Consider the following 23,054-nt stretch of genomic DNA (forward strand, 5'->3'; position numbering starts at 1 on the left):
GAATCAAACAGTTGTCAATCACTATCTTCCGGTTTGAGTTGCAGGCAGGATCCGAGCGTGAACATCCCCGAAACCGATTCGTGAACCGCCGACGCCGGGAGCGGTGGCCGAGATGGCGATGGTGTCGCCGTCTTCGAGAAAGGTACGGGTCTCGGAGCCCACAGCCACGGGTTCCTTGCCGCCCCACGTCAGCTCGATGAAGGCGCCCCGCTGATCTCTGTCCGGTCCGGAAATTGTTCCGGACGCAAAGAGATCGCCGGTGCTCGCTGCTGCGCCGTTGATGGTGGTGTGCGCGAGCATCTGTGCAGGCGACCAGTACATCTGGGCGTAGGGCGGTCGCGAGACGACGTGGCCGTTCCATTCGACGGCCAAATCGATGTCCAGTCCCCACTTCTCCTCACCGCGTAGGTAGGAGAGCGGTTCGGGGTCCTGCACCGGAGTGTCGATTCGGGCTGCTTCGAGGGCGAGCAACGGTACGACCCACGGCGAGATGGACGTCGCGAAGCTCTTCCCCAGGTTCGGACCGAGGGGGACGTACTCCCACGCTTGGATGTCTCGCGCAGACCAGTCGTTCACGACGACAGCGCCGAAGACGTGCTCGGCGAATTCGTCCGGGGTGATGGAATCGCCCATTTTCGAGGGAGTTCCGACGATGAACCCCATCTCGGCTTCGATGTCGAGGCGACGAGACGGTCCGAAGTCCGGGCTTTCCTGATCGGGTGCCTTCCGCTGTCCGCAGGGACGAACGATGTCGGTGCCGGAGACGACGATGGTGCTCGAGCGCCCGTGGTATCCGACGGGAAGGTGCTTCCAGTTCGGCATCAAAGGCGCGGCGTCGGGACGGAATAGCCGTCCGAGGTTGGTTGCGTGATTCTCCGAGGCGTAGAAGTCGACGTAGTCGGCCACGGCGATCGGCAAGTGCAGTGTCACCGAGTCGACGGAAAACACTGCATCCGAGTCTATTTCACCGGTCACGAGTTCCGAGATCCGGTTTCGCACAGATATCCACTGATTTCGGCCCTGAGCCATGAACGCGTTCAGGGTCGGTTCGGAGAAGACGGAATCACCCAGTGTGGCTGCGAGATCGACCACCGAGTCGGCGACCCGTACACCGATGCGCGGCGACCCTCCCGCGGGGGAGAAGACCCCGTACGGCAGATTGTCGAGCCCGAACAGTGAGTCGGCGGGAATGTCGATGGTCGTGACGGTCATACGAGTGTTCCTTCGGTTTTGTCGGAGCGGACGATCAATCCGAGCCCTTCTAGCTCGGTGAGAGGGTCCGAGATGCTGCAGGTACCGAACGAGAGGAATCGGCGACGCACCTCGCCGGCCTCGGGCTCGGTCAACCCGGCCAGGATTCGCGCGATTGAATCTTGATCACGCTGCGCCAGTGCGGCAACAACTTCCGAACGACCGGCGCCCCGTCTCGCAGCATCGACGGCCACCATGATGTTGAGGAAGCCGTGTTGCTCGAAGCCTGTTTCCGGATCGGTGTTGCGCACGCCGTGGTGCAGTCCCGCGGTTGCCTTGAACGGGATATTTGCTCGGACAACGGATATCACCGCATCTGCGAGCTCTTCCTCGTCCGGGTACGCCTCGGCGACAATCCCGCCGGTTCGAAACTTTGCGGAGTACCCGGCAGTTTCGAGAGCTGTCAGATAGTCCGCGCGCCGATCACCGCGGGGTACCTCGACAAAAATATCGATGTCGGGATGAGCGGCATGGACACGAGCGAGTTCCTCGAAGGCCGCATCGGCGTCCAGCCCGTCAGGAATTCCCACCTCGACGGCGGCGACGTGAACGCCAGGGATGGCGAGCGCATTCGACAGCGCGGCCGCTGTATCGGCTGGGCCGGCCGGCACGGTCAGACTCAGCGTCACCGGGTTGTCTGCCGAAACATACGCGGCCAGTTCGCTCAATCGCGGTGCGGGAAAGACGAAGGGCCCGACCAGTGCGTCGTAGTCCGCCTGCAGGTAGGCGCCGTGGGCCGGAACTGCCTCGGCGAGAGGAGCATTGCCGGGTGGGAAGAGTGCTGCGTCGTCACACAGGCCGCGAAGGAGGGGAGAGATGACTGTCATTGCTGCGGCCCCCGTCCCGCCCAACTCCAGGCGTAGGCACCGTCTTCGCAAGCCAATGCCCCCTCGCCCAATTCGAGCGGCCGGAACGTATCGACCATCACGGCCAGTTCGTCGAAGAACTCGGCGCCGATGCTTCGCTCGTACGCGCCGGGTTGTGGGCCGTGAGCGTGGCCGCCGGGATGAATCGATATCGATCCCTGCCCGATGCCGGAACCCTTGCGTGCCTCGTAGTCACCGCCGCAGTAGAACATGATCTCGTCCGAGTCGACGTTGGAGTGGTAGTACGGCACCGGGATCGACAGGGGGTGGTAGTCGACCTTGCGCGGTACGAAGTTGCAGATAACGAAGTTGTTCCCCTCGAACGCCTGATGTGCCGGCGGCGGCTGGTGAACGCGGCCCGTGATCGGCTCGTAGTCCGAGATGTTGAAGGTGTACGGGTACAGGCAGCCGTCCCAGCCGACGACGTCGAAAGGATGCGTGGGGTACACCATTCGGGTTCCGACGATGCCTGCCGACGTGCGGTGCTTGACCAGTACCTCGACGTCGATGCCTTCGGCGATCATGGGCGCGGTCGGTCCGTGCAGATCTCGCTCGCAGAACGGTGCGTTCTCGAGCAGTTGGCCGAAGCGGGAGAGATAGCGCTTGGGCGGGACGATGTGACTGTTCGCCTCGATGGCGTAAGCGCGGAGTGGCTTGTCGCCCTTGGGGATCCACCGGTGGGTCGTGGACATCGGGATCAGGACGTAGTCACCCTCGCGGGCGTCGAGCGTGCCGAAGACGGTCTCGACGGTAGCCTCGCCGGACTCGACGTAGACCATCTCGTCACCGATTGCATTGCGGTACAGGGGGGATGGTGCGGAAGCAACCACGTAGGAGAGTCGGACATCGGCATTGCCGAGTATGAGACGACGGCCGGTTACCACGTCGGTCTCGTTCCAGATGCTCTCGGGGAACAGTGCATGGAGTTTCAGATGGCGGGGTTTGAGGGGGTGGTTGGGCGTGGTGCTTTGGTCGCGCAGTTCCCAGACCGTTGCGTCGACGATGGCCGACGGAATTTCGCGGTGGTAGAGCAGCGACGAGTCGGAGGAGAAACCTTCCTCACCCATCAGTTCTTCGTAGTAGAGGTTGCCCGACTCGTCACGGTGTTGGGTGTGACGTTTCGGTGGAATGTTGCCGAGTTGTCGATAGAACGCCATGACGGGGCTCCTTCTGTGCTGTTCTGCCTGGCTCACATCCACCAGATAGTAAATACATTAACTAAAATGATGTGATGCGTGCAACCCTCGAGACGGTGTTGATTCGCGTCAGTTACGCCCGCGTACGTCGAATTGGCTGCGGTTGGTGATCAGTTTGTCCAGGAGCATGACAAGGATGCGCTGTTCGGCTTCGCTCAGGACGCTGACCCAGGCGTGCTCGCGTTCGTTTTGCTCGCGAAATGCCTCGACCATGGCTTCCCGGCCCTTGTCGGTCAGGTACAGCTGGACAGAGCGTCCGTCGTTCTCGGTGGGGCGGCGATCGATCAGTCCGTCTGCCAGCAGGGACTTGGACAGGTTGGAGACCGCGGCTCGACTCATCCCGGTGAGCTCGGCGGCAGCCTTCGGCTCGATCGGTCCGGCGAGCCAGGTGACGAACAATAGTCGGAACGACGACCATGACCAGCCGCGAGGGCGGTGGATCGACGACTCGAGATCGTAGGTGACGACGTTGGAGGCTCGATTGAGCGTCAGGAGTACCTCGGTGGCCAGCTGATCGCGAAAGCCGTGTTCGGTGGCCAGTCGCTTGTTGGCCAGTTCGATGAACGACCAGAAATTCAGTTCGCCGACGGTTGCCTGGTCATCGGTTGCCTGGTTGTCGGTCGTCGGGTCATTCATGGCCTAACCCTAGCGTGATCGCGTGGTTCAATACTTAATTAACATGTGTATTACTTCTCTGGACTGTGACGAACCTTGACGACTCGGAAATTCGAGCGCTGTTCCGAACGATCGTGATTGCGCAAGGCGGAGACGACGGCAGGCGGGAGATCGAGCACCCTTCGTGGTGGGATCAGTTCGCCGAGGCGCAGTGGAAGGCTCGACGATGCCATCTGGTTGGTGTTCAGCGGACCAGAGACATCTAGAATTCGATTCTCTTTTCCTCGTCAATATTGTGAATCATCGTCTCAGCTTTGCGAAATCGCAGACACAGAATGAGTCCTTACCTAGAATTCACTCACAAATCTGTCGGGTGTTGGATCCATGAGATCGACGTGTCCGTGAACTGTGAAAGTGAGTCGCAATGAAGCGCTCGTACCGAGCTCGCGCTCGAATCTGGATGGTTGTCCTGGCGTCGGCGACACTGGTGGTGACCGGGTGTGCGAGTAGCGGCCAAGGTACGACCACGGATGCATCGGACGTGACGGCCGGAGTTGTCGGCGACCAGAACGACGGGGGAGAGCCACGCTCGGGTGGCACGGTCTCGTTTGCGACGTACAACGGAATCAGCAGTCTCGACCCAGCAGACCGTCAGGACGGCGGCGCTACCGGTGGTAGCGAAATGGCAGCCATTTACGACCTTTTGATGCGCTTCGACACCGCTGCGGGAGAATATGTTCCCCACATGGCGCAGTCTTTGTCTGCCAACGACGACAACACGGTGTGGACACTGAAATTGCGCGACGGTGTCACCTTCAGCGACGGCACCGCGATGGACAGTGCAGCAGTGTTGTGGAGCATCGATCACTATCTGCAGAAGAAGGGAACTCACGCGCTGGTGTGGAAGACCGCTGTGCGCGAGATGAATTCACCGGATCCGAGTACGGTCGTCTTCACCTTGGCGCAGCCGTGGGACGAGTTCCCGATCATGTTCACCACTGGCCCGGGCATGATCGTCGCACCCTCGTCGATGGCAACCGGCACTTTCGTCCCGGTCGGAGCAGGCCCGTTCACCGTCGAGAAGTTCGCTTCCCAGGACGAATTGGTGCTCGCTGCCCGTGCGACGTACTGGGACGGGGCGCCGTATCTCGAGAAGTTGCGCTTCCCGGCAATTGTCAACGAGAAGAGCAAACTGGAGGGCCTACACACCGACGGAATTCAGGTTGCCTATCTGAAGTCTCCCGATTTCATTCACGAGGCTTTCGAAGCCGGCGATCCGGGATTTGTGTACTCGGCCAGCATGGCCGGTGTCCTGGCGATCAATCAGCGCGACGATCGGGCGGCGAAGGACGAGCGTGTGCGAAAGGCGATCGTCGCTGCGGTGGATCCGAATACGTTCAACGAGCGGGTTCAAGGCGGCTTCGGCGAACCTGGCACAGACATGTTCGCGTCGTGGTCGCAATGGCACGGTTCGGTGGCGGGAAACGGTTTCGATCCCGAGGCTGCGAAGAAGTATCTGGCCGAGGCGAAGGCCGACGGTTACGACGGAAAACTGACCTACGTCGGAATGAACGACCCGGCGACGCAACGCAGCGCGCTGACGTTTCAGTCGCTCTTGCAGGCAGTGGGTTTCACGGTCGACATCACCTACGCAACCAGCATCAACGATCTGATCTCCATGCTGTATGCCAAGCACGACTACGACGTGTCCTACTTCGCGTTCAACGTTCTCGAAGAGTCACCGTTCGTGCGTATGTACGGCAATCTGTTCAGTGAGTCGCCGTCGAATATCCTCGGCTACAAGAACGCTCGGATGGACGAGTTGCTCGGCAAACTGCAGACGGCGTCGGGGGAGGAAGAGCGTCGAGCCGTCATCGACGACATCCAGACAGTAGTCAACGAGACGGCGCCGATGGCTGTGGTCAACTCCGGCAAGGTCTTCATTCCGTGGCGCGAGAACGTGCACGGAGTGACGCCGAGTGCGGACGGAATTCTGCTCTTCGGCAATACGTGGTTGAGCTGACCCCCGTGCGCCTTTTTGGTAGTGCCCACTACCAAAAAGGCGCACAGGGGCTTTGCCCCTAAAGCTCCGCTCGGACCAACTTCGCGGCTTCGACGAGGTTACGCAGCGACGCTTCGACCTCGACCGGGCCGCGGGTCTTCAAACCGCAGTCCGGATTGACCCACAACCGTTCGACCGGAACAGCTTTGAGTGCCTCACGCAGTGATTCGGCGATCTCGTCGACGCTCGGCACACGCGGTGAGTGGATGTCGTAGACGCCCGGGCCGACGCCGAGGTCGAACCCGACCGAACTGAGATCGTCGAGCACCTCCATGTGTGATCGCGCCGCCTCGATGGACGTGACGTCCGCGTCGAGACCGGCAATGGCACCGATCACCGCTCCGAACTCGGAGTAGCACAGGTGGGTGTGGATCGCGGTGGAATCTGCGACGCCCGAGGTGGCCAACCGGAAAGCGCCGACGGACCAGTCCAGATAGGCGGGCTGGTCCGCCGCACGCAGCGGGAGTAGTTCACGTAGTGCGGGTTCGTCGACCTGGATGATTCCGATTCCGGCGGCCTGCAGATCGACCGTCTCGTCTCGAATGGCCAGTGCGACTTGATTTGCCGAGTCGGCAAGCGGTTGGTCGTCGCGGACGAAGGACCAGGCAAGGATGGTGACGGGCCCGGTGAGCATGCCCTTGACAGGCTTGTCGGTCAGCGATTGTGCGTACGTGATCCAGTCGACGGTCATCTGCTTCGGACGCGAGACGTCGCCGTACAGAATCGGCGGACGCACGCAGCGGGTGCCGTACGACTGGACCCACCCGTTGGCGGTGGCGAAGAACCCGTCCAACTGCTCCGCGAAGTACTGGACCATGTCGTTGCGTTCCGGCTCACCGTGAACAAGGACGTCGAGATCCAGCTTTTCTTGGAGCGCAACAACTTCGGCGATCTCGGCGCGCATACGGTTGACGTACTCGGCTTCGTCGATCTCGCCCTTGCGCAGCGCCGCGCGAGCGATACGGATCTTCGACGTTTGCGGGTACGAGCCGATGGTCGTCGTGGGGAGCGGCGGAAGAGAGAGCAACTCTTCCTGGGCAGCGCGACGCTCGGCGGCGGGCGCGCGACCGGTCGCCGAGTTCAGAACGGCGTCGAGACGGCCTCGAACACTCGCGTCGTTGAGTCTGCGATCGTCCTTGCGGGTCGAGGCGGCCGCTCGCGCCAGAGCGAACTCGTCCTCCACCGATTCCCGACCCTGTGTGAGAGCGGTTGCGAGAGTGACTACTTCCTTGACCTTCTCGGTGCCGAACGCGAGCCACGAGCGCAGTGCCTTGTCGACCCCGGCTTCCGCGTCGAGCGTGTACGGAACGTGCAGCAGAGAGCACGACGTGGAGACGGCAAGCGTATCGACGCTCCCCAGCAGAGCGCCCAATGTGCTCAGTGCCGAGTCCAGATCCGATCGCCAGATGTTTCGTCCGTCGACCACTCCGGCGACGATTAGTTTGCGGGCGAGTTCAGGTACGGAGCCGATCGAATCCTGACCGGCCACCAGATCGACGGCAAATCCTTCGACGCCGGTCGAAGCAAGTGCAGGCAACGCGTCACGCAGCGAACCGAAGTACGACGCCAACAGAATCGACGGTCGCTCCGAAAGTGCCGAAAGCTGTTCGTACGCAGCGCGTGCCGCTTCGATCTCCTCGTCGGTGCGATCGCCCACGAGCGCCGGTTCGTCGAGCTGGACCCACCCTGCACCGGCCTTCACGAGCCGGCCGAGTAGGTCCGCATAGAGGGGGAGTAGCTCGTCGAGCCGCGAGAGCAGCGGCTCGTCTGTGCCGACAGCCTTCGAGAGCAGCAGGAAGGTAACCGGTCCGATGACGACCGGGCGGGCCGCAATGCCGTCGGAAAGCGCTTCTGCCAGTTCGGACAAGACCTTGGACGGGTCGAGTTCGAAAGTGGTGGACGGTGAGATCTCCGGCACCAGGTAGTGGTAGTTGGTGTCGAACCACTTCGTCATTTCCAGCGGCGCAATGGTGTCCGTCCCACGGGCAGCTGCAAAGTAGCGGTCCAACGGATCGGTGACGGGCGCGACGCGATCGGGTAGTGCGCCGAGAAGAACTGCGGTGTCGAGCATCTGGTCGTAGAAGGAGAAGGTGTTGACCGGGATTGAGTCGAGGCCCAGGTCACGGAGGTCGGCCAAGCCCTGCCGACGGAGGTCACGGGCCACGCTCTGCAAGGCGTCGGCGTCGATGCGCCCCGCCCAGTAGCTTTCGGTTGCCCGCTTGAGTTCTCGATGAGGACCGATGCGCGGTGAGCCCAGCACGGTCGAAGTGAATGTCGTTGTCACGGAGTTTCTCCAGATTGCCAATGCATTGATGGCCACTGCCGGCAGACGGGTACACCTCACGAGACCTCGAGTTTCGGCGGGCAGCACTGCCCGCACCGCACACGAGGTCCGATGGAGATCTACACGCCCATTCCACGAGGCGGTGGACCGTCGGGCACGGCGTGCCCGACACAGTCGGCAGGTCTTCGGACTCGCGGGCACTCGATCGAGTTGGATCGAACCTACTGGCCGTCGCTTCCCAGGCGGATGCCCAGTGCACATAAACGGCGGTCGTTCCTGCTTACCGCTGCGGGACAGTCCCGGATTTTCACCGGGTTCCCTCTCACTCCGACAGCTTGCGCTGACGGGGCTTCGACGCCGGGAACGGTCTTCGGGGCTCCTCATGACCGTGCCGGGCGAACCAGCTGCATCGACCAGCATAAGGCCAACCCTCCCTGAGCAGTCAAGGAGAGTCGACGAAGCACTAGGCGCGAGACATGTAGGAATTCGAGTCCGGTGGTACGCGCGGAAGATTCTCCGAGGAGCGCAGATTTTCCGCCATTTCCACGAGCAGATCCTGCGACGACGGTGAGAGGTCGACGACTCGCGAGGTGAGGTTTCGCAGGCGCACGTTGTGCAACTGTTCGAGCAGAGAAAGGTCAGCTTCGCCACCGGAGATGGCGGGCGGAGTGTGGTCGGACGGGGCGTAGAAGTAGTCCGGATGGACGTTGAAGAAGTGCGCGAGGGCGGCGACCACTTCCGGTGACGGATTGGTTCGGACGCCGGTGCGCAGTTGTGACAGATACGGAGTCGAAATGCGGCAACCGAACTCGGTCATGCCGCGAACGACCATCGCATTGGTGACGTGAAAGTCGGCAGTCTCGAACAGCGAGTTCAATCGATCGTTGAACTGGTTCGACATGAGACGCCCCTTCCCCGTTACACAGGCTCCGTCAATTCAATTAACTGCATCATAGCCAGTTATCGAACGATTAGCTGTTTCGGACTTGCGTGACCGGGTAGTTTTCTGGGCAAATCCCTAGGGTATAAGGTCCCTACTTTGAGTGATCTGGACAAATTGCCATCGATGAACGAGCGGCGAACTATTTGCCGGGAAGCGGGTTCTCTCCCGTTCTGATCAGAGCCAGCCGTTCGCCTCGGCGATTCTGACGGCTTCGGCACGGGTCGTGGCACCGGTTTTACCCATCGCGGCCGACAGATGATTTCGAACCGTTCCCGGGGAGAGGAAGAGTTCCGAAGCGATGGCTGCCACGGGTGCGCCGTCGTGTGCGGCCCGAAGGACTTGGGTCTCACGTTCTGTCAGGGGCGACTCGCCGCTGACGAGGCTGTCGGCCGCAAGGGTGGGATCGACGACGCGCAATCCGGCATGGACACGTCTGACGGCGTCGGCAAGCTGCCTGGCGGGCGTGTCCTTGACGACGAACCCGCCGGCCCCGGCGTGCAGGGCTTTGCGAAGAAATCCGGGACGTCCGAACGTGGTGACGATCAGGACTCGGGTGTCGGGTGCTGCCTCGCGAAGGGCTGCCGTCGCGGCGATCCCGTCCATGCCAGGCATCTCGACATCGAGAAGCGCAACATCCGGGCGGTGCTCGAGAACGGCGGCCACTACCTCGTCACCGCGGCCGACCTCGGCCACTACGGACAGGTCGGATTCCAGATCGAGCAGCGCGGCCAGCGCTCCTCGCACGAGTGCCTGGTCGTCCGCCAAGAGCAGCCGTATGGATGCCCGCTCGCCCTGGTTGCTCACACTTTCTCCTGTTCGACTACCTGAAGTGCAAACCCCTGCGGCTGGGGATGAGTGATGACCACTCGTGCGCCCGACGCACCGGCTCGCTCTCGCAATCCGATCAGTCCGTTGCCGGAAGACACCGACCCGGCCCCGTGTCCGTCGTCGACGACAGTCGCGCTTTTCTCGTCGACCGTGATCCGGCAGTGTGTTGCCCCGCTGTGTCGAACCACGTTGGTCACGCCCTCACGGATCGTCCATGCGAAGAGTTCACGAAGGCGCGTAGGAACCATGTCGGTACTGCTCGGCACCTCGTCGTCGATCCCTGCCGCACGCAATGCCTCTCGCGCACGTGCTATCTCGACGGGTAGCGAAATCCCACGAAATCCTTCGACTGCCGAGCGGACGTCTGCCAACGCGTCGCGAGAGAGTCTTTCGAGGTCGTCGAGTTCGCTGCGCGCGCGTTCGATGTCCACGTCCAGTAAGCGGTTGGCCAATTCGGCTTTGATCGTGATGACGGTCAGTGAGTGCCCGAGTATGTCGTGCAGATCGCGCGCCATCCTCGTTCGCTCCTCCATGATCGCTCGCTGCTCCTGCTCTTCGCGCTCATGGAGCATGGCGAAGTTACGGCTGATCAGCGACATGATGCCCCATGTCGCAAATGCGGCCGCGCAGACACCGAGTGAGAGGCCGGAGTAATTTCCCCACCCTGACGAGAGGCTCACTATCTCCACGGAGGCCGCGAACACCAAGGCGAGAATGCCGCCCGCGACGGTCGGGAGCAGCGTCACCGCTGTCACCGCGAGATAAGGGGCCGCTGCCAATCCCGTCGGCCCGACGCTGACGATCATCACAGCGGCCAATGCGGTCAAGGCGGTCAGAGCCAGTGCAGCTTCGCGAATCGTCGGCCGAGTCATCGTCATTCGTCGCCGCTGCTGCGTTGTGGCGAAGGTGTAGAGGTAGAGCGCACCGAAGGCGATCGTCGCGAGAATCCCTGTCCAGCCGCGCAGTTCGTCGCGCAGATTCCATCCCTCGATCAGCGGTCCGCCGAGAAACACCATCCAGACCGCCGCGAAGAGAACGCCGAAACGATTCCGTCGCGGCAATGCGACGGAATCGTTTCGGTCAGTCGTTTCCGACAACTACACACGCTCCGTATCTCGTTGGAATCGCCAGATCGCTCCGCCGGCGAAGATGGCGAACCACACCAGGATATTGACGATCCAGGTCCAGTGAATGTTATTGCCCGTCAGCGGTGCGTGGGCGAGGGCGTTGATGCCGAACATCGGTGTGAACTGCGCGATGCTCGCCCATACCGAACCGTCTTCGAGCGGCACGAAGAGTCCGCCGCCGAAGGCGAGCAGGGCCAGTCCTGGCCCGAGCAACTGCATGACGTTCTCGCTGGGCAGCAGATATCCCATGAACAGGCCGAACGCCGCGAAGATCGACGATCCCAGCCACGCGATCAATGCTGTTGTGAACCACAGTGATCCGTCCATCTGAGCGGAGGTGAACGAGCCGACGGCGTAGACCACGAGAATCGAGACGAGCCCGAGCAGCATTGCCATGATCAGTTTGACGGCGATGTAGGCGACTGGCGTCAGGGGAGTCAGCCGAAGTTGCCGGCTCCATCCCGACGCCCGTTCGATCGAGACCATCGCTCCGCCGCTGGTCGTGGCCAGCATCGCGCCGTACAGCGCCATGCTGATCATGATGTACGCGGCGACATTGCCATGCCCGATCCCGTGATCGTCGTCGCCTTGACCGAGCCCGAAGACGAGGAAGAAGACAACCGGCATGACGAGCGTGAAGATCATCGTGCGCCGATTGCGGGTCAGACGACGGAATTCCAGTCGCAGAAGCGTCGTGTTGAATCCGCCGAGAGGTACGACGGTTCGCTCGGCCCCGTAGGTGTTCGGTTCGGTTGCAGTGGTCATCACTTCTGTCCTTCGGAGTTGTTCGACGTGAGCGCGATGAAGGCGTCTTCGAGACCGCGGGAGACGATTTCGAGATCGCGAGCCTGCGTGTTGGTCAACAGGAACCGTGCAACGGCGTCGGTGTCACCCGAGTGCACGAGCAGTGACTCGCCACGCACCTCGACGGCGTCCGAGTTCGGAATCGCGCGCAGGAGTTCGTCGGTGATGCCGGGGACTGTCGCGCGCAGGGTCCGTCCGGACGCCATGGACTTGACCTCGGCTGTGGTCCCGTCTGCGACCACGGTGCCTTGCCGGACCAGGATGATGCGGTCGGCGTAGACATCGGCTTCTTCGAGGTAGTGCGTCGCAAAGAGCACAGTGCGACCGTGATCGGCGTCGGCGCGGATGGCGGACCAAAAGTCCCGTCGCCCTTCGACGTCCATGCCGGTGGTCGGCTCGTCCAGAATGAGCAATTGCGGGTCCGACAGCAACGCCATCGCAAATCGTAGGCGTTGTTGTTGTCCGCCCGAGCATTTGCTGACGAGGCGATCGGAGATGTCGAGGATTCCGGCTCTCCCCAGCACCTCGTCGACCGGACGGGAATGGGCGTACAGACTGGCGGTCAGCTGTACGGTCTCGGCCACTGTCAGTTCTTTGAGCAGCCCGCCGGTCTGCATGACTGCGGACACGAGTCCGCGCGCTATCGCTGATCGAGGTGACATTCCGAAGACGCTCACCTCGCCCGACGTCGGCCGAGACAGGCCGAGAATCATGTCGATGGTCGTGGTCTTGCCTGCGCCGTTCGGGCCGAGGAACGCGACGATCTCGCCGGGGCGGATGCTCAGGTCGATTCCCTTGACTGCGTCGACGGTGCCGAAACTCTTGCGAAGTCCGGTCAACCGGACGGCGTCGTGTGTCGATCCTTCACTGAGTGGATGCAGTGCCTGTGCTGAGGTCATACATAGAATCTGCTCGCTTCGAGGACGTGAACCCTCGTCCGTCCGTCATTCTTCTGCCATGACATTTGTCATCGGGTCGGCCGGTATCTGTTTCGGTGCAACCTGGCCGAGTCGGGCGAGGACCAAACCGGCGATGATGGCTGCACCGCCCGCAGCTTGTAGTGCGGTGACGGACTCCCCGACCAGGATCCAGGCGGCGACAACCGCACACAGCACTTCGGTCAGCGCTACCAGGGATCCGATGGTTGGTCCCAGGAGCGTGATCGCGGCGATGCCGGTGAGATAGGCGATGACGGTGCTGACCAGGACGAGAACCGTTACCGGCAGCCACACGCCCACCGAGTGTTCTGCCACGACGGTGTTCGAGGCCGAGAACTGGAAGGGGAGGATGCCGACGAGTCCGAGGGTGCCGATGACCAGTGCGCTGACGGTGAGCCCGGACGCCGCGAGTACAACGGGATGGAGGTCGCCGTCCGCGCGCTCGGAAATGACGAAATAGACTGCAAGACAGGCAGCTGCCGCCAATCCCCAGGCGACGCCGACGGCACTGATCTCCGCCGATCCGAAGACGTCGATCACCACGGCGGCACCGATCAGGGCAACCGCTGCACCGAGAAGTGTCTGCACACTCGGGCGCGCGCCTTTGGTGATCCACACCCACCCGATGACGATGATCGGTGCAAGGTATTCGAGCAGCAGGGCGACTCCGACCGAAAGATGTTGCACGGCATTGAAGAAGCACAGTTGAACGCCCGAGATCGCGAACACCCCGTACAGCAGTACCGTTCGCGTGTGGGCGCTCACCTGGCGTAGGCGATTCCACTGGGTGGCTACTGCGATCACCATCATCACCAGTGCGCCGCCGGCAACGCGCGCGAATACTGCGCCGCCGGGGGACCACCCTGATTCGATGAGAGATTTCGCGAACGGGCCCGATACGCCGAACGTTGCCGCGGACAGCAGAGCGAAGATCAAGCCGTTGCGAGAGTTCACGTCGTCACCCGTCAGGAGTAAAAGCGATTACGATGCTGACATTAGGTTGATACAGCTCAGGAGTCAAAGTGCATTTTGCTGGTGACACGGAATCGGCGCTCGTCTTCGCTGCCTCGTTGGTCAACACGGACCGCGGCGGGGCCGAACTGCTTCCGGATCAAGAGGAACTGACACGGTTTCTCGACGCGGATCACTGGACCGGCAGGCGGGACGGCACGCTGGAGGAATTGACGGCGGTTCGTGCACTGCGTCCCAGGCTGCGACAGTTCTGGGAAGTTGCGGGAGTGGACAACGCCGTCGAGGTGGTGAACACTCTGTTGCTCGAATCGGGTGCGCGGCCGCGGCTCACCAGGCACGACGACCTCGGTTGGCATCTGCACGTCACCGCCGACGATTCGCCGCTGGTGGACCGGATGGCCGCAGAAGCGGCGATGGGTGTGCTCGATCTGATCCGAACCGACGAATTCTCGAGACTGCGATGGTGTGAGGCCCGGGACTGCGGCGCGGTCTTCGTGGATCTGTCGCGCAATCGTTCGAAGCGATACTGCGACACCGGAAACTGTGGGAACAGGGCACACGTCGCCGCCTATCGTGCCCGTAGATCCAGGGCGTAACCGAGTGGTGTTCGGAGGGTTAGGACCAGGCTGAGTGAATACCTTGTCGGGAGCCAGGATCGGTCTAGCGTTGTGAAGTCGGAACAGATTTCGCGAAGCCAGGAGGATATTCGGTGGCCGATCGTAGGCGTCCGCTCAAAACGGTGACCGGTGTCAGCGGGGCGGCGAGTATCTACGACGCCGCGATCGATCCGACGACTTCGACGCTCGCGTCCGCGATCGAAATCGCGAAGACGGCCGAGGCGAACAAGATCGACGGACTGTTTGCCGCCGACCTGTTGAGCTTCGGTGCGCAGGGCGCGATCGGCGCGCAGGAACCGCTGATCTTTCTTGCCGCGCTGAGTGCGGTAACCACCCACGTGGGCCTCATCGCGACCGTCACGACCACGTTTCATCACCCTTTCAACCTGGCGCGGTTGTTCGGCACCCTCGACCATGTCAGCAACGGCAGAGCTGCGTGGAATGCGGTCACTTCCTCACTCGGAGAAGAGAACTACAGTGACCTGACGCTGCCGAGTCCGGAAGAGCGGTACGCCCGAGCGGCAGAGTCGCTCGAGGTCGTCAACGCACTGTTCGACAGCTGGAAGCCCGGTGCCCTGGTCCAGGGCAAAGGGTCCGCAGTGCTGGATCCGTCGCGGGTGGTCCCCATCGAGCACCGAGGCAAGTATTTCACCGTGCAGGGGCCGTTGAACATTCCCTCACTGCCGCAGCGTCGTCCGGTTCAATTCCAGGCGGGCCAGTCTGCCGGGGGTATCGAACTTGGTGCTTGCTTCGCAGAGGTCGTATTCACCTCTCTCCCAACCTTCGAGGACGCGGTCACCTACACGAAGACCATTCGCGCAAGGGCGGCAGAGTTGGGGCGTGGGGACGAACTGCCACTGATTTTCAGCTCGTTCCACGCAACGTACGGCGCCACCGAAGCCGAAGTCGACCGATTGGTCCGAGAGGCCGAGGAATCGACGGACTTCGACGCCGGACGCACGCGGCTTGCCGACATGTTCGGCGGCGACGTGGATTTCTCGGAATTGCCGCTGGACCGGCCGATCCCGGAGTCGTTGATCCCGGACCCGTCGTCGGTGAATCGACGACGGGGTCGGGTCGAGATCTTCGGCAAGCTCGCCGCGCAAGGAAAGACGCTGCGTGAGTTGATCATCGCTTCCAGGGATACCGGCCACTGGGCAGCGGCGGGCACCCCGGAACATCTCGCGGATGCGATCGCGGAGCGTTACGACGCGGGTGTCCTCGACGTCATCACCCTCGGTGACCTTGCCGATCCGCGCACGCGCGATTTCGTCACGAACGGTCTGCTGCCGGAACTACGCAAGCGCGGAATCGTGGGAACGGACTACGTCGGCGGTACGTTCCGCGAGAATCTCGAGTTGCCGCCGCTGCCAACAGTTTCCGGCGCCTTAGTTGTTGGAGGCGAGTGAGCGCATGAAGAACATGAGGTTGGCCGGTCGTTCCGCGAGGCGACGCATGAAGTAGCCGTACCACTGGCTGCCGTAGGGAACGTAGACCCGCAGGTGATTGCCTTCGGCGACCAATCTGCGTTGTTCGCCGTCGCGGATGCCGTAGAGCATCTGGAACTCGAAATCCTCGGGTGTCCGCTCGGTGAGTGTGGCGAGTTCGAGTGCGGCGTTGATCATCGCGGGGTCATGGGAGGCGACCATCGGGTATCCGTCACCCTCCATCAAGACCTTCAGGCAACGCAGGTACGACGCGTCGACTTCGGCGGGCTTTTGAAATGCGACCCCTGCCGGCTCTTTGTATGCGCCCTTGCACAGGCGAATTCGCGAGTCCGGTCCGGAGAACTCGCGACAATCGGCTTCCGTGCGGTGCAGATAGGCCTGCAGAACGGTACCGAGCGTCGGGAAGTCGCGGCGCAATTCTTTCACGATGGACAGCGTCGAGTCGGTGGTGGTGTGATCCTCTGCGTCGACGGTGACCCACGCTCCCACTTCGTCCGCTGCTGTGAGAATTCGGTGTGCATTCGCCAGCGCAATCTTCTCACCGTCGCCGGGGAGCGACTGCCCCAGTGCGGAGAGTTTGAGTGAGACCTCGAAGGGGTGTTGCGTCCCGGCGGTGTCGGAAAGCGTTGCATAGGTGCGGAGAAGAGAGAGATAGGCGTCGACGGTCGCCGTTGCCTGAGCTGGATCAGTGGTGTCCTCGCCGAGGTAGTCGACCGTCGCGAACCGGCCACCGGTGAGGATGTCGCGTACGGCGGAGACCGCTGCGGGTTCCGCGTCGCCGGCGACAAATCTGTCTACCAGCTTGCGGGTCAAGGCCATTCCGGAGACTGTCTTCTCCAGTCGCGGCGAGCGCGCTGCCGCCAGAAGTACAGGGCGCAGCGGGTTGCTCAGGGACACGGCACTCATCAACGGTTCTCGCTTTCGGCTGAATCGACGTCCTGGTGGGGGTAACGATGATCGGTGGGAGGAACGAAGGTTTCCTTCACGGTTCGCGTCGAAGCCCAACGGAGTAGATTCTGTGGCGAACCGGCCTTGTCGTTGGTGCCCGAGGCCCGTGCACCTCCGAAGGGTTGTTGTCCGACAACCGCTCCCGTGGGCTTGTCGTTGACGTAGAAGTTTCCGGCGGCGAACCGCAGACCCTGGTGGGCCTGATCGACGGCGGCACGGTCGGTGGCGATCACGGCGCCGGTCAGGGCGTAGGCGGATCCGCTGTCGATACGAGCGAGGGTGTCGGCGTAGGCATTCGGTGCGGAGTCGTCGTAGACGTGCAACGAGAGTATGGGACCGAAGTATTCGGTGCTGAATGCCTCGTCACTGGGGTCGTCGCCGAGCAGGACGGTCGGCGAGATGAAGAACCCTTCGCGGTCGTCGTAGTCGCCGCCCGCTGCGATGGTGAGGCTGCTGGTCGACTTGGCGCGGACGATCGCGGCGGCGTTGCGGTCGAAGGACCGTTGGTCGATGACGGCGCCGCCGAAGTTCGTCAGGTCGGTGACGTCGCCGTATTTCAGTGACGACACCGTGTCGATGAACGTGTCGCCCATCTTGGCCCACACCGACTTCGGGACGAATGCGCGTGACGCGGCCGAGCATTTCTGTCCCTGGTAGTCGAAGGCCCCGCGGATCAACGCCGTCGTGAGTACGTCCGGGTCAGCGGAACTGTGTGCGAGTACAAAATCTTTGCCGCCGGTTTCGCCGACGAGACGCGGATACGTCCGGTAGTTCGAGATGTTGGCTCCGACCTCACGCCACAATCGCTGGAACGTTGCGGTGGATCCGGTGAAGTGGATGCCCGCCAGGCGGGGGTCGGCAAGCGCGACCTCGGACACCATGGGGCCGTCGCCGAGAACGAGATTGATCACCCCGGGCGGGAGGCCGGCGGCTTCGAGTAGTTGCATCGTCAGGTACGCCGCGACGGCTTGCGTCGGTGACGGCTTCCAGATCACGGTGTTGCCCATCAGTGCCGGTGCGGTGGGTAGATTTCCGGCGATGGCGGTGAAATTGAAGGGCGTGATCGCGTAGACAAAGCCTTCGAGCGGCCGATATTCGACGCGATTCCATACTCCCGGAGCGGAAACGGGCTGGTCGGCGAGTATCTGACGAGCGAATGCGACGTTGAATCGCCAGAAGTCGATCAGTTCGCACGGTGCGTCGATCTCGGCCTGATATGCGGTCTTGGACTGCCCGAGCATTGTTGCGGCGGCGATGGTTTCACGCCACGGTCCGGAGAGCAGGTCGGCAGCTCTCAGGAAGACTGCAGCCCGGTCGTCGAACGAGAGGTCGCGCCAGGCGGGGGCGGCGAGGGTGGCGGCGTCGATTGCGTCTCGAACGTCCGAGTGCGTTGCGCCCGCAAATGATCCGATCACGGAACTGTGACGGTGTGGTTGAACGACTTTCTCCCGCTTACCTTCCGCGGTGCGGTGGACGCCACCGATGACCTGTCTGATGTCGGTCGGTGTTTCGGCCAGTTCGGTCAGCTTGGTGCGTAGGCGAGATCGTTCCGGGCTTCCCGGCGCGTAATTGTTGACCGGTTCGTTGGAGGGGTGGGGGACATTGGTGACGGCGTCCATGACGATCCTTCGGCAGACTCAGGAGTGGGCAGTTGTCGTGTTGTTCACCAGTCAAGTCGAAAGATCTCGGTGAGTAATCCGCTGAGCGGCCAAATATCGGCGGCCGTGTTTGTCCGATCGGCTGAACTGTTTTCGCAGGAAAATGCACTATTCTCGAAATCAAGGCGTAGGAACGGTCCGGAAAGTTGGTGGTACGTGTCTATCCGTGGGGTCAGGCTCGACGCGGTCCTTGGAGCACTGGGTGGAGCCTTTGTCGAGCTCGTCCTCGCGCCGCCAGGCGACGACTTCTTCGTCGATTCCGTGGTGTTCGCGGAGGTCGGGGACCTCGTGCGCCCCAGAACTGCAGACGTCGAATCCTCTGAGCTCTGGCTCACTGTCGGTGTCAGTGCAGCCGAACTGGCGGTCTGGTTGAACCGCCTCGATCAGAGTGGCTCAGCGCCTCGGGCCGTCATGTCGAAGGAGGCCTCGGACACGTCGGTGCAGGAAGCGGCAAACCGCGCCGGGATCGCGTTGATAGCGGTCCATGCGGACGCTCGTTGGGATCGATTGTTCACCACGGTCCGCGGCGTGCTCGATCATTCGGTATCCCGACAGGATTCGGACGACGTCGTATTCGGCAGTGACACAGACTTGTTCGAGTTGGCGCAGAACGTCGCAGCACTCACGCGGGGAATGGTCAGTATCGAGGACGAGCGTTCTCATGTCTTGGCTTACTCGGCATCGGGGGATGCTGCGGACGAGCTACGCAAACGATCCATTCTCGGACGCGAAGGTCCTCACGAATACCTCCGAAAGCTGCAAGAGTGGGGTGTCTTCGAGAGCCTGCGCCGCAGCGACGACGTGGTCGAGGTGCCTGCCCACGAAGACCTCGCAATCAGGCGACGGTTGGTGGTTCCGATACGCAGGATCTCCGAGAACATCAAGGGGGAGAGTGGTTTCAATTCTGGCCTGCTCGGCACTATCTGGGTTCAGGAAGGCCCGCTTCCCATTGCCGGCGACGCCGACAGCGTCCTCCGAGGCGCCGCTGCCGTTGCTGCTCGGCTGATTTCGCGTATTCGGGACGCACCGAACAACGAGGCGATACAGATTCAGCGGTTGCTCGGGGTTCGAGGCGGGGGCGTCGACGTTCCTTCCCTGGCGGCCTCGTTGTCCATTCCCATGTCCGGACCGGCGATGGTGATCGGGGTGGCGGGCGTCGGTGGCGGTGGGCTGCCGTCTTCGGGTGAACTCGTGTCGTCTTTGCGCCTGCACGCCAGCGCCTTTCAGCGTGAATCGCTGGTGAGTGCCGTCGGCACCCGGCTCTATGTGCTGTTTCCCCGAACCCAATCCGTGAAATCCACAGTCTCGTGGACCCGCGAAGTTATCGCGCGTTTGGACAAGGTGTCGCCCTCGGGTTTACGGGCCGCCGTGTCGTCTCCGGTCTCGACGCTTGCCGAGGTGGCTCAGGCTCGGGCCGAAGTGGATCGGGTACTCGACGGCACGTCGGGGGATGCTCGTGTGACCACTCTCGCGGACTCGCGTACCCCGGTGCTGCTGCGCGAAATCATGAACACGATCGCGGCCGACGAGCAACTGCATGATCCGAGAATCGACGCGCTCGACGTCTACGACGGGCGCAACGGGTCGAACATGCGTGAAAGCGTCTCCGTTTACCTCGCACATTCGGGCGATGTCCGGCGTGCATCCGAGCAGCTTCGCATTCACCCGAACACACTCCGGTATCGGATCAAGAGGGTCGAGGAGATCACAGATACCGACCTGTCCGAGCCGTCGGCGAGGCTGTTGATGGAGATTCAGCTGGCGGCCTCCGCTCGCGCAGTGAGGTCGCCGAACCTGTCGGACCCCAGCAGTACGCTTCGCGAATGATCGACTCAGCGAAGGTGCCAGGCGCAGCGCGCGCGTACTTCGACGGCGGCGATGTCCGCGACGTGTTCACCGAAGACGCGGTAGTGCGTGACGATGGCCGGACGTATTTCGGCATCGACGAAATCGTGGCGTGGAAGTCCGCCGTGTCGACTGCGTTCACCTTCACCCAGAAGATCGAGTCGGTGCACACGCCTGGCTCGGCCGTTGTCGTGTCTGTGAAGGTCGAGGGTGATTTTCCGGGAAGCCCGGTCCAGTTACATCACCATTTCACTTTCGACGGTGATCGGGTTTCCGCTCTCACGGTGTGCCCCTGATGCCCACAGCTGACGAACTTCTCGGGGTATCCGTCGTGGCCGATCTGGCAGGCTGCCTCGAGCGTGCGACTGGTGATACGCGCCTTTCCCTCGTTCGAGGTAGTTCATCCGAATTCGACGGAATGAGTCTCGGTGAGCGCACACGCGTCGTACGGGACGCGATGATTGCCGAACTGCCCGAGGACTTTCCGGTTTTCGCGGAGATCATCCGTCGTGGGCTCGAAGAGGAGACCTTCACGGGGTGGATGATCTGGCCGGTCACCGAAGCAGTTGCCGTCACGGCGACACGGAGCGGCTCCGAGTCGGATTTCGACGGTGGAATGGCACTCCTCGCTGAGCTGACTTCGCGTCTGACTGGTGAATTCGCGATTCGAACCTTCCTTGAAACGGACCTTCACCGTTCTCTGGCGATTGCACTCGCCTGGACCGGGCACGAAGACGAACACGTCCGGCGTTTGGCGACCGAAGGCACTCGTACACGTTTGCCTTGGGGAAGGCGAGTGAAAGAGTTGACGGCGCGTCCCGAGTCGACAATCTCCATTCTCGACGAGCTGTACCGGGATGATTCCGAATATGTACGCCGTTCGGTCGCAAACCATCTCAACGATCTCAGTCGTGCCGATGCAGCGCTCGCAGTATCGACCGCGAAGCGCTGGTTACAGACACCGGATTCCAACACACTGAAAATCGTCAAACATGCATTGCGGACGTTGATCAAGGCCGGCGACCCAGATGCTCTGTCGCTTTTGGGGTTCTCGCCGCCCACCGACGTCGTGGTCGAGGGCTTCGTCATCGACCGCGAAACAGTCGATGCGGGTGGAGAACTCACCTTCGACTTCGCCGTCACGAACAACGGCAGCGAGTCCGTCACCGTCGTGATCGATTACATCGTCCACCACGTGAAGGCCAACGGGCAGACGACGCCCAAGGTCTTCAAACTGACGACACGAACGCTGGAGCCCGGGGTTCCGGCCCGCATCGCGAAGAAGCATTCCTTCAAACCGATCAGTACCCGGAAGTACTACGCAGGCGACCATGCCGTCGAGGTACAGATCAACGGCGTACGCCAGGTGCGAGGTGTATTCCGTTTGGATGCGTGAATGACCCCACCCGGTGAGACGGGGTCACTCGAGTCCTGAACGAATGCCGCACAGATGTCAGCGCATGACTTGTACTTGTTCGGCGATATCAGCGGCCAGGGCCATGGCAGTCAGAGCGAGGCCGTTGTTGAGGTCGTAGCGCAACTGCCCGACATTGTCGTTTTGGACAGCCCGTACTCGTTTCCACGTGGGCGATTCGGCTTCGACAGCGTCTGGGTTCTGTAGCAACACGAAGTCGGCCTGGTCGAAGATGGCGAACTCCTCGAGGCTGTAGAAGGTCGAATCCTTCCGATCGGGTGCGGCATGGGCAGCGTCGGTCAAGACGTTCAAGCCGAGGTCCTGCGCAACCGACACCGCGAACGTGTTGTTTTGCAGCCAGATCTGACCGCTGTCTGCGCCGGCGATCGCGATCGTTTTTCCTTCGAGGAGACCACCGATCTTGGCCCGCGCTTGTGCAAGTTCAGCGTTGTATCGGGCGATGACGCGCTCAGCGACCTCGCGGCGATCGAGAGCCGTGAGTTGCGCGGTCATGGCGTGCTTCCAGGACGAGCCCGTCTTGCCTTCGTCGACGACGAGCACCGGTGCGATGTCAGTGCCGAGCAGGCCCTTGTCCTGGTAGTAATCCCACCAGCCTTTCCCGACGACCAACAGATCGGGGTCGTGGCTCAGTATCGATTCGGCATTCGGTTCGTTGTTCGTCCCACCGAGGCGAGCTGCGCCGGCGGGTACCTGCTGCATGAGTTGAGACTTCGGATCCCAATTGGTCGCGACGATCGGGTACTCGGCCAGTAGTGCGAAATCGAGGGCTCCTCGGGCTTCGAGCACCACGACACGCTTGGGGATCCGCGGGAGGCGGTAGGCCTGGTCCGCGACGACGATGTCGACCCACTCGTCCGAAGCTTCGGTGCCGTTGGATTCGCTCGAACACGCAGACAGTGCGCCCAGTGCACCGAGCGCCGTCGCACCGGTCAGGAAGCCACGTCGTGTCAAGGAATCGATCAGACGGGTGAATTCGCGGTCCACATCTTTCGTCGACTGCCAGGCGGTTTCGGGCGCGGAAGGGGAAACCCTCGGGTGGACGGTTTCGGTCGATTCGATCACAGGCATGAGAAGGCGCAGCTCCATCTGATGTTCCGGGCATTGGCAGGGTGCCCACTCAACGTATTCGAACTTCGATGTCGGAGCCTTGCTCGAAAGCGCCAACCGCTCAGCGGATTTGGCCATTCTTCAACGGACTCGTGCTGGGGGACGCTCTC

At 62.1% G+C, this 23,054-nt stretch carries 20 protein-coding genes and 1 riboswitch; of the genes, 6 read left to right on the top strand and 14 right to left on the bottom strand.

What is annotated here, in order from left to right:
• Window positions 1-21: 21 nt before the first annotated feature.
• From fahA to ACFWAD_RS09340, 4 genes are all read right to left on the bottom strand, one after another.
• Window positions 22-1,212, bottom strand: a complete 1,191-nt coding sequence (gene fahA / locus ACFWAD_RS09325; protein WP_378543087.1) for a fumarylacetoacetase — start codon at window positions 1,210-1,212, stop codon at window positions 22-24.
• A complete protein-coding gene (locus ACFWAD_RS09330; RefSeq protein ID WP_378543089.1) occupies window positions 1,209-2,078 on the bottom strand; it encodes a hypothetical protein in 870 nt (289 codons plus the stop codon). The genes fahA and ACFWAD_RS09330 overlap by 4 nt, the downstream gene beginning before the upstream one ends.
• Window positions 2,075-3,274 (bottom strand): homogentisate 1,2-dioxygenase, encoded by a 1,200-nt coding sequence (locus ACFWAD_RS09335; protein ID WP_378532145.1) that lies wholly within the window; start codon window positions 3,272-3,274, stop codon window positions 2,075-2,077. Before ACFWAD_RS09335 ends, ACFWAD_RS09330 begins: the two co-directional genes overlap by 4 nt.
• A 108-nt stretch (window positions 3,275-3,382) precedes the next feature.
• Window positions 3,383-3,949 carry a MarR family winged helix-turn-helix transcriptional regulator gene (locus ACFWAD_RS09340; RefSeq protein WP_378543091.1) on the bottom strand — a complete coding sequence of 189 codons (567 nt, stop codon included), beginning with the start codon at window positions 3,947-3,949 and terminating at the stop codon, window positions 3,383-3,385.
• 403 nt (window positions 3,950-4,352) lie between these two features.
• On the opposite strand from ACFWAD_RS09340, the gene ACFWAD_RS09345 reads away from it, so the two are divergent.
• Window positions 4,353-5,951: an ABC transporter substrate-binding protein gene (locus ACFWAD_RS09345; protein ID WP_378543093.1), complete on the top strand. Its 1,599-nt coding sequence runs from the start codon at window positions 4,353-4,355 to the stop codon at window positions 5,949-5,951.
• Between the two features lie 58 nt (window positions 5,952-6,009).
• Here the strand turns inward: ACFWAD_RS09345 and metE are convergent, their stop codons facing one another.
• From metE to ACFWAD_RS09380, 7 genes are all read right to left on the bottom strand, one after another.
• Window positions 6,010-8,274, bottom strand: a complete 2,265-nt coding sequence (metE, locus tag ACFWAD_RS09350) for a 5-methyltetrahydropteroyltriglutamate--homocysteine S-methyltransferase (RefSeq protein WP_378543095.1) — start codon at window positions 8,272-8,274, stop codon at window positions 6,010-6,012.
• Between the two features lie 158 nt (window positions 8,275-8,432).
• Window positions 8,433-8,634: riboswitch (cobalamin riboswitch) on the bottom strand.
• A gap of 103 nt (window positions 8,635-8,737) precedes the next feature.
• A complete protein-coding gene (locus tag ACFWAD_RS09355; protein WP_030535308.1) occupies window positions 8,738-9,175 on the bottom strand; it encodes a helix-turn-helix domain-containing protein in 438 nt (145 codons plus the stop codon).
• Window positions 9,176-9,391: 216 nt separating this feature from the next.
• Window positions 9,392-10,021 carry a response regulator gene (locus ACFWAD_RS09360; protein ID WP_378543097.1) on the bottom strand — a complete coding sequence of 210 codons (630 nt, stop codon included), beginning with the start codon at window positions 10,019-10,021 and terminating at the stop codon, window positions 9,392-9,394.
• Entirely contained in the window at window positions 10,018-11,142 is a 1,125-nt protein-coding gene (locus tag ACFWAD_RS09365; protein ID WP_378543099.1) for a sensor histidine kinase, read from the bottom strand. Before ACFWAD_RS09365 ends, ACFWAD_RS09360 begins: the two co-directional genes overlap by 4 nt.
• Window positions 11,143-11,937, bottom strand: coding sequence for an ABC transporter permease (locus ACFWAD_RS09370; RefSeq protein ID WP_378543101.1), 795 nt, complete (start codon window positions 11,935-11,937; stop codon window positions 11,143-11,145). It abuts the gene before it with no gap.
• The gene (locus ACFWAD_RS09375; RefSeq protein ID WP_378543103.1) at window positions 11,937-12,875 is read right to left on the bottom strand and encodes an ABC transporter ATP-binding protein; all 939 of its coding nucleotides are present in this window, start codon (window positions 12,873-12,875) and stop codon (window positions 11,937-11,939) included. The genes ACFWAD_RS09370 and ACFWAD_RS09375 overlap by 1 nt, the downstream gene beginning before the upstream one ends.
• A gap of 45 nt (window positions 12,876-12,920) precedes the next feature.
• Complete coding sequence (locus tag ACFWAD_RS09380) at window positions 12,921-13,868, bottom strand: DMT family transporter (RefSeq protein WP_378543105.1); 948 nt, start codon at window positions 13,866-13,868, stop codon at window positions 12,921-12,923.
• A gap of 68 nt (window positions 13,869-13,936) precedes the next feature.
• On the opposite strand from ACFWAD_RS09380, the gene ACFWAD_RS09385 reads away from it, so the two are divergent.
• Together ACFWAD_RS09385 and ACFWAD_RS09390 are read left to right on the top strand one after the other, a co-directional pair.
• Window positions 13,937-14,482 (top strand): CGNR zinc finger domain-containing protein, encoded by a 546-nt coding sequence (locus ACFWAD_RS09385; RefSeq protein ID WP_378543107.1) that lies wholly within the window; start codon window positions 13,937-13,939, stop codon window positions 14,480-14,482.
• Window positions 14,483-14,595: 113 nt separating this feature from the next.
• Complete coding sequence (locus ACFWAD_RS09390) at window positions 14,596-15,912, top strand: NtaA/DmoA family FMN-dependent monooxygenase (protein WP_378543109.1); 1,317 nt, start codon at window positions 14,596-14,598, stop codon at window positions 15,910-15,912.
• Here the strand turns inward: ACFWAD_RS09390 and ACFWAD_RS09395 are convergent.
• Both ACFWAD_RS09395 and pruA read right to left on the bottom strand, forming a co-directional pair.
• Window positions 15,892-16,857 carry a proline dehydrogenase family protein gene (locus ACFWAD_RS09395; RefSeq protein WP_378543112.1) on the bottom strand — a complete coding sequence of 322 codons (966 nt, stop codon included), beginning with the start codon at window positions 16,855-16,857 and terminating at the stop codon, window positions 15,892-15,894. The two genes, ACFWAD_RS09390 and ACFWAD_RS09395, sit on opposite strands and share 21 nt — an antisense overlap.
• Window positions 16,857-18,518 (bottom strand): L-glutamate gamma-semialdehyde dehydrogenase, encoded by a 1,662-nt coding sequence (gene pruA, locus ACFWAD_RS09400; protein ID WP_378543114.1) that lies wholly within the window; start codon window positions 18,516-18,518, stop codon window positions 16,857-16,859. The genes ACFWAD_RS09395 and pruA overlap by 1 nt, the downstream gene beginning before the upstream one ends.
• A gap of 195 nt (window positions 18,519-18,713) precedes the next feature.
• On the opposite strand from pruA, the gene ACFWAD_RS09405 reads away from it, so the two are divergent.
• The 3 genes from ACFWAD_RS09405 to ACFWAD_RS09415 are packed head-to-tail and all read left to right on the top strand — an operon-like array spanning window position 18,714 to window position 21,798.
• Complete coding sequence (locus tag ACFWAD_RS09405; protein WP_378543116.1) at window positions 18,714-20,384, top strand: PucR family transcriptional regulator; 1,671 nt, start codon at window positions 18,714-18,716, stop codon at window positions 20,382-20,384.
• On the top strand, window positions 20,381-20,698 hold the full coding sequence (locus ACFWAD_RS09410) for a nuclear transport factor 2 family protein (protein ID WP_378543118.1): 318 nt from the start codon (window positions 20,381-20,383) through the stop codon (window positions 20,696-20,698). Before ACFWAD_RS09405 ends, ACFWAD_RS09410 begins: the two co-directional genes overlap by 4 nt.
• Window positions 20,698-21,798: a DNA alkylation repair protein gene (locus ACFWAD_RS09415; RefSeq protein WP_378543120.1), complete on the top strand. Its 1,101-nt coding sequence runs from the start codon at window positions 20,698-20,700 to the stop codon at window positions 21,796-21,798. The genes ACFWAD_RS09410 and ACFWAD_RS09415 overlap by 1 nt, the downstream gene beginning before the upstream one ends.
• A 57-nt stretch (window positions 21,799-21,855) precedes the next feature.
• On the opposite strand, the gene ACFWAD_RS09420 is transcribed toward ACFWAD_RS09415, so the two are convergent.
• On the bottom strand, window positions 21,856-22,905 hold the full coding sequence (locus ACFWAD_RS09420) for an ABC transporter substrate-binding protein (protein WP_378543122.1): 1,050 nt from the start codon (window positions 22,903-22,905) through the stop codon (window positions 21,856-21,858).
• Window positions 22,906-23,054 lie beyond the last annotated feature (149 nt).

It is taken from the genome of Rhodococcus sp. NPDC059969 (genome assembly GCF_042738325.1).
In the GTDB taxonomy this organism is placed as follows: Bacteria; Actinomycetota; Actinomycetes; order Mycobacteriales; family Mycobacteriaceae; genus Rhodococcus_F.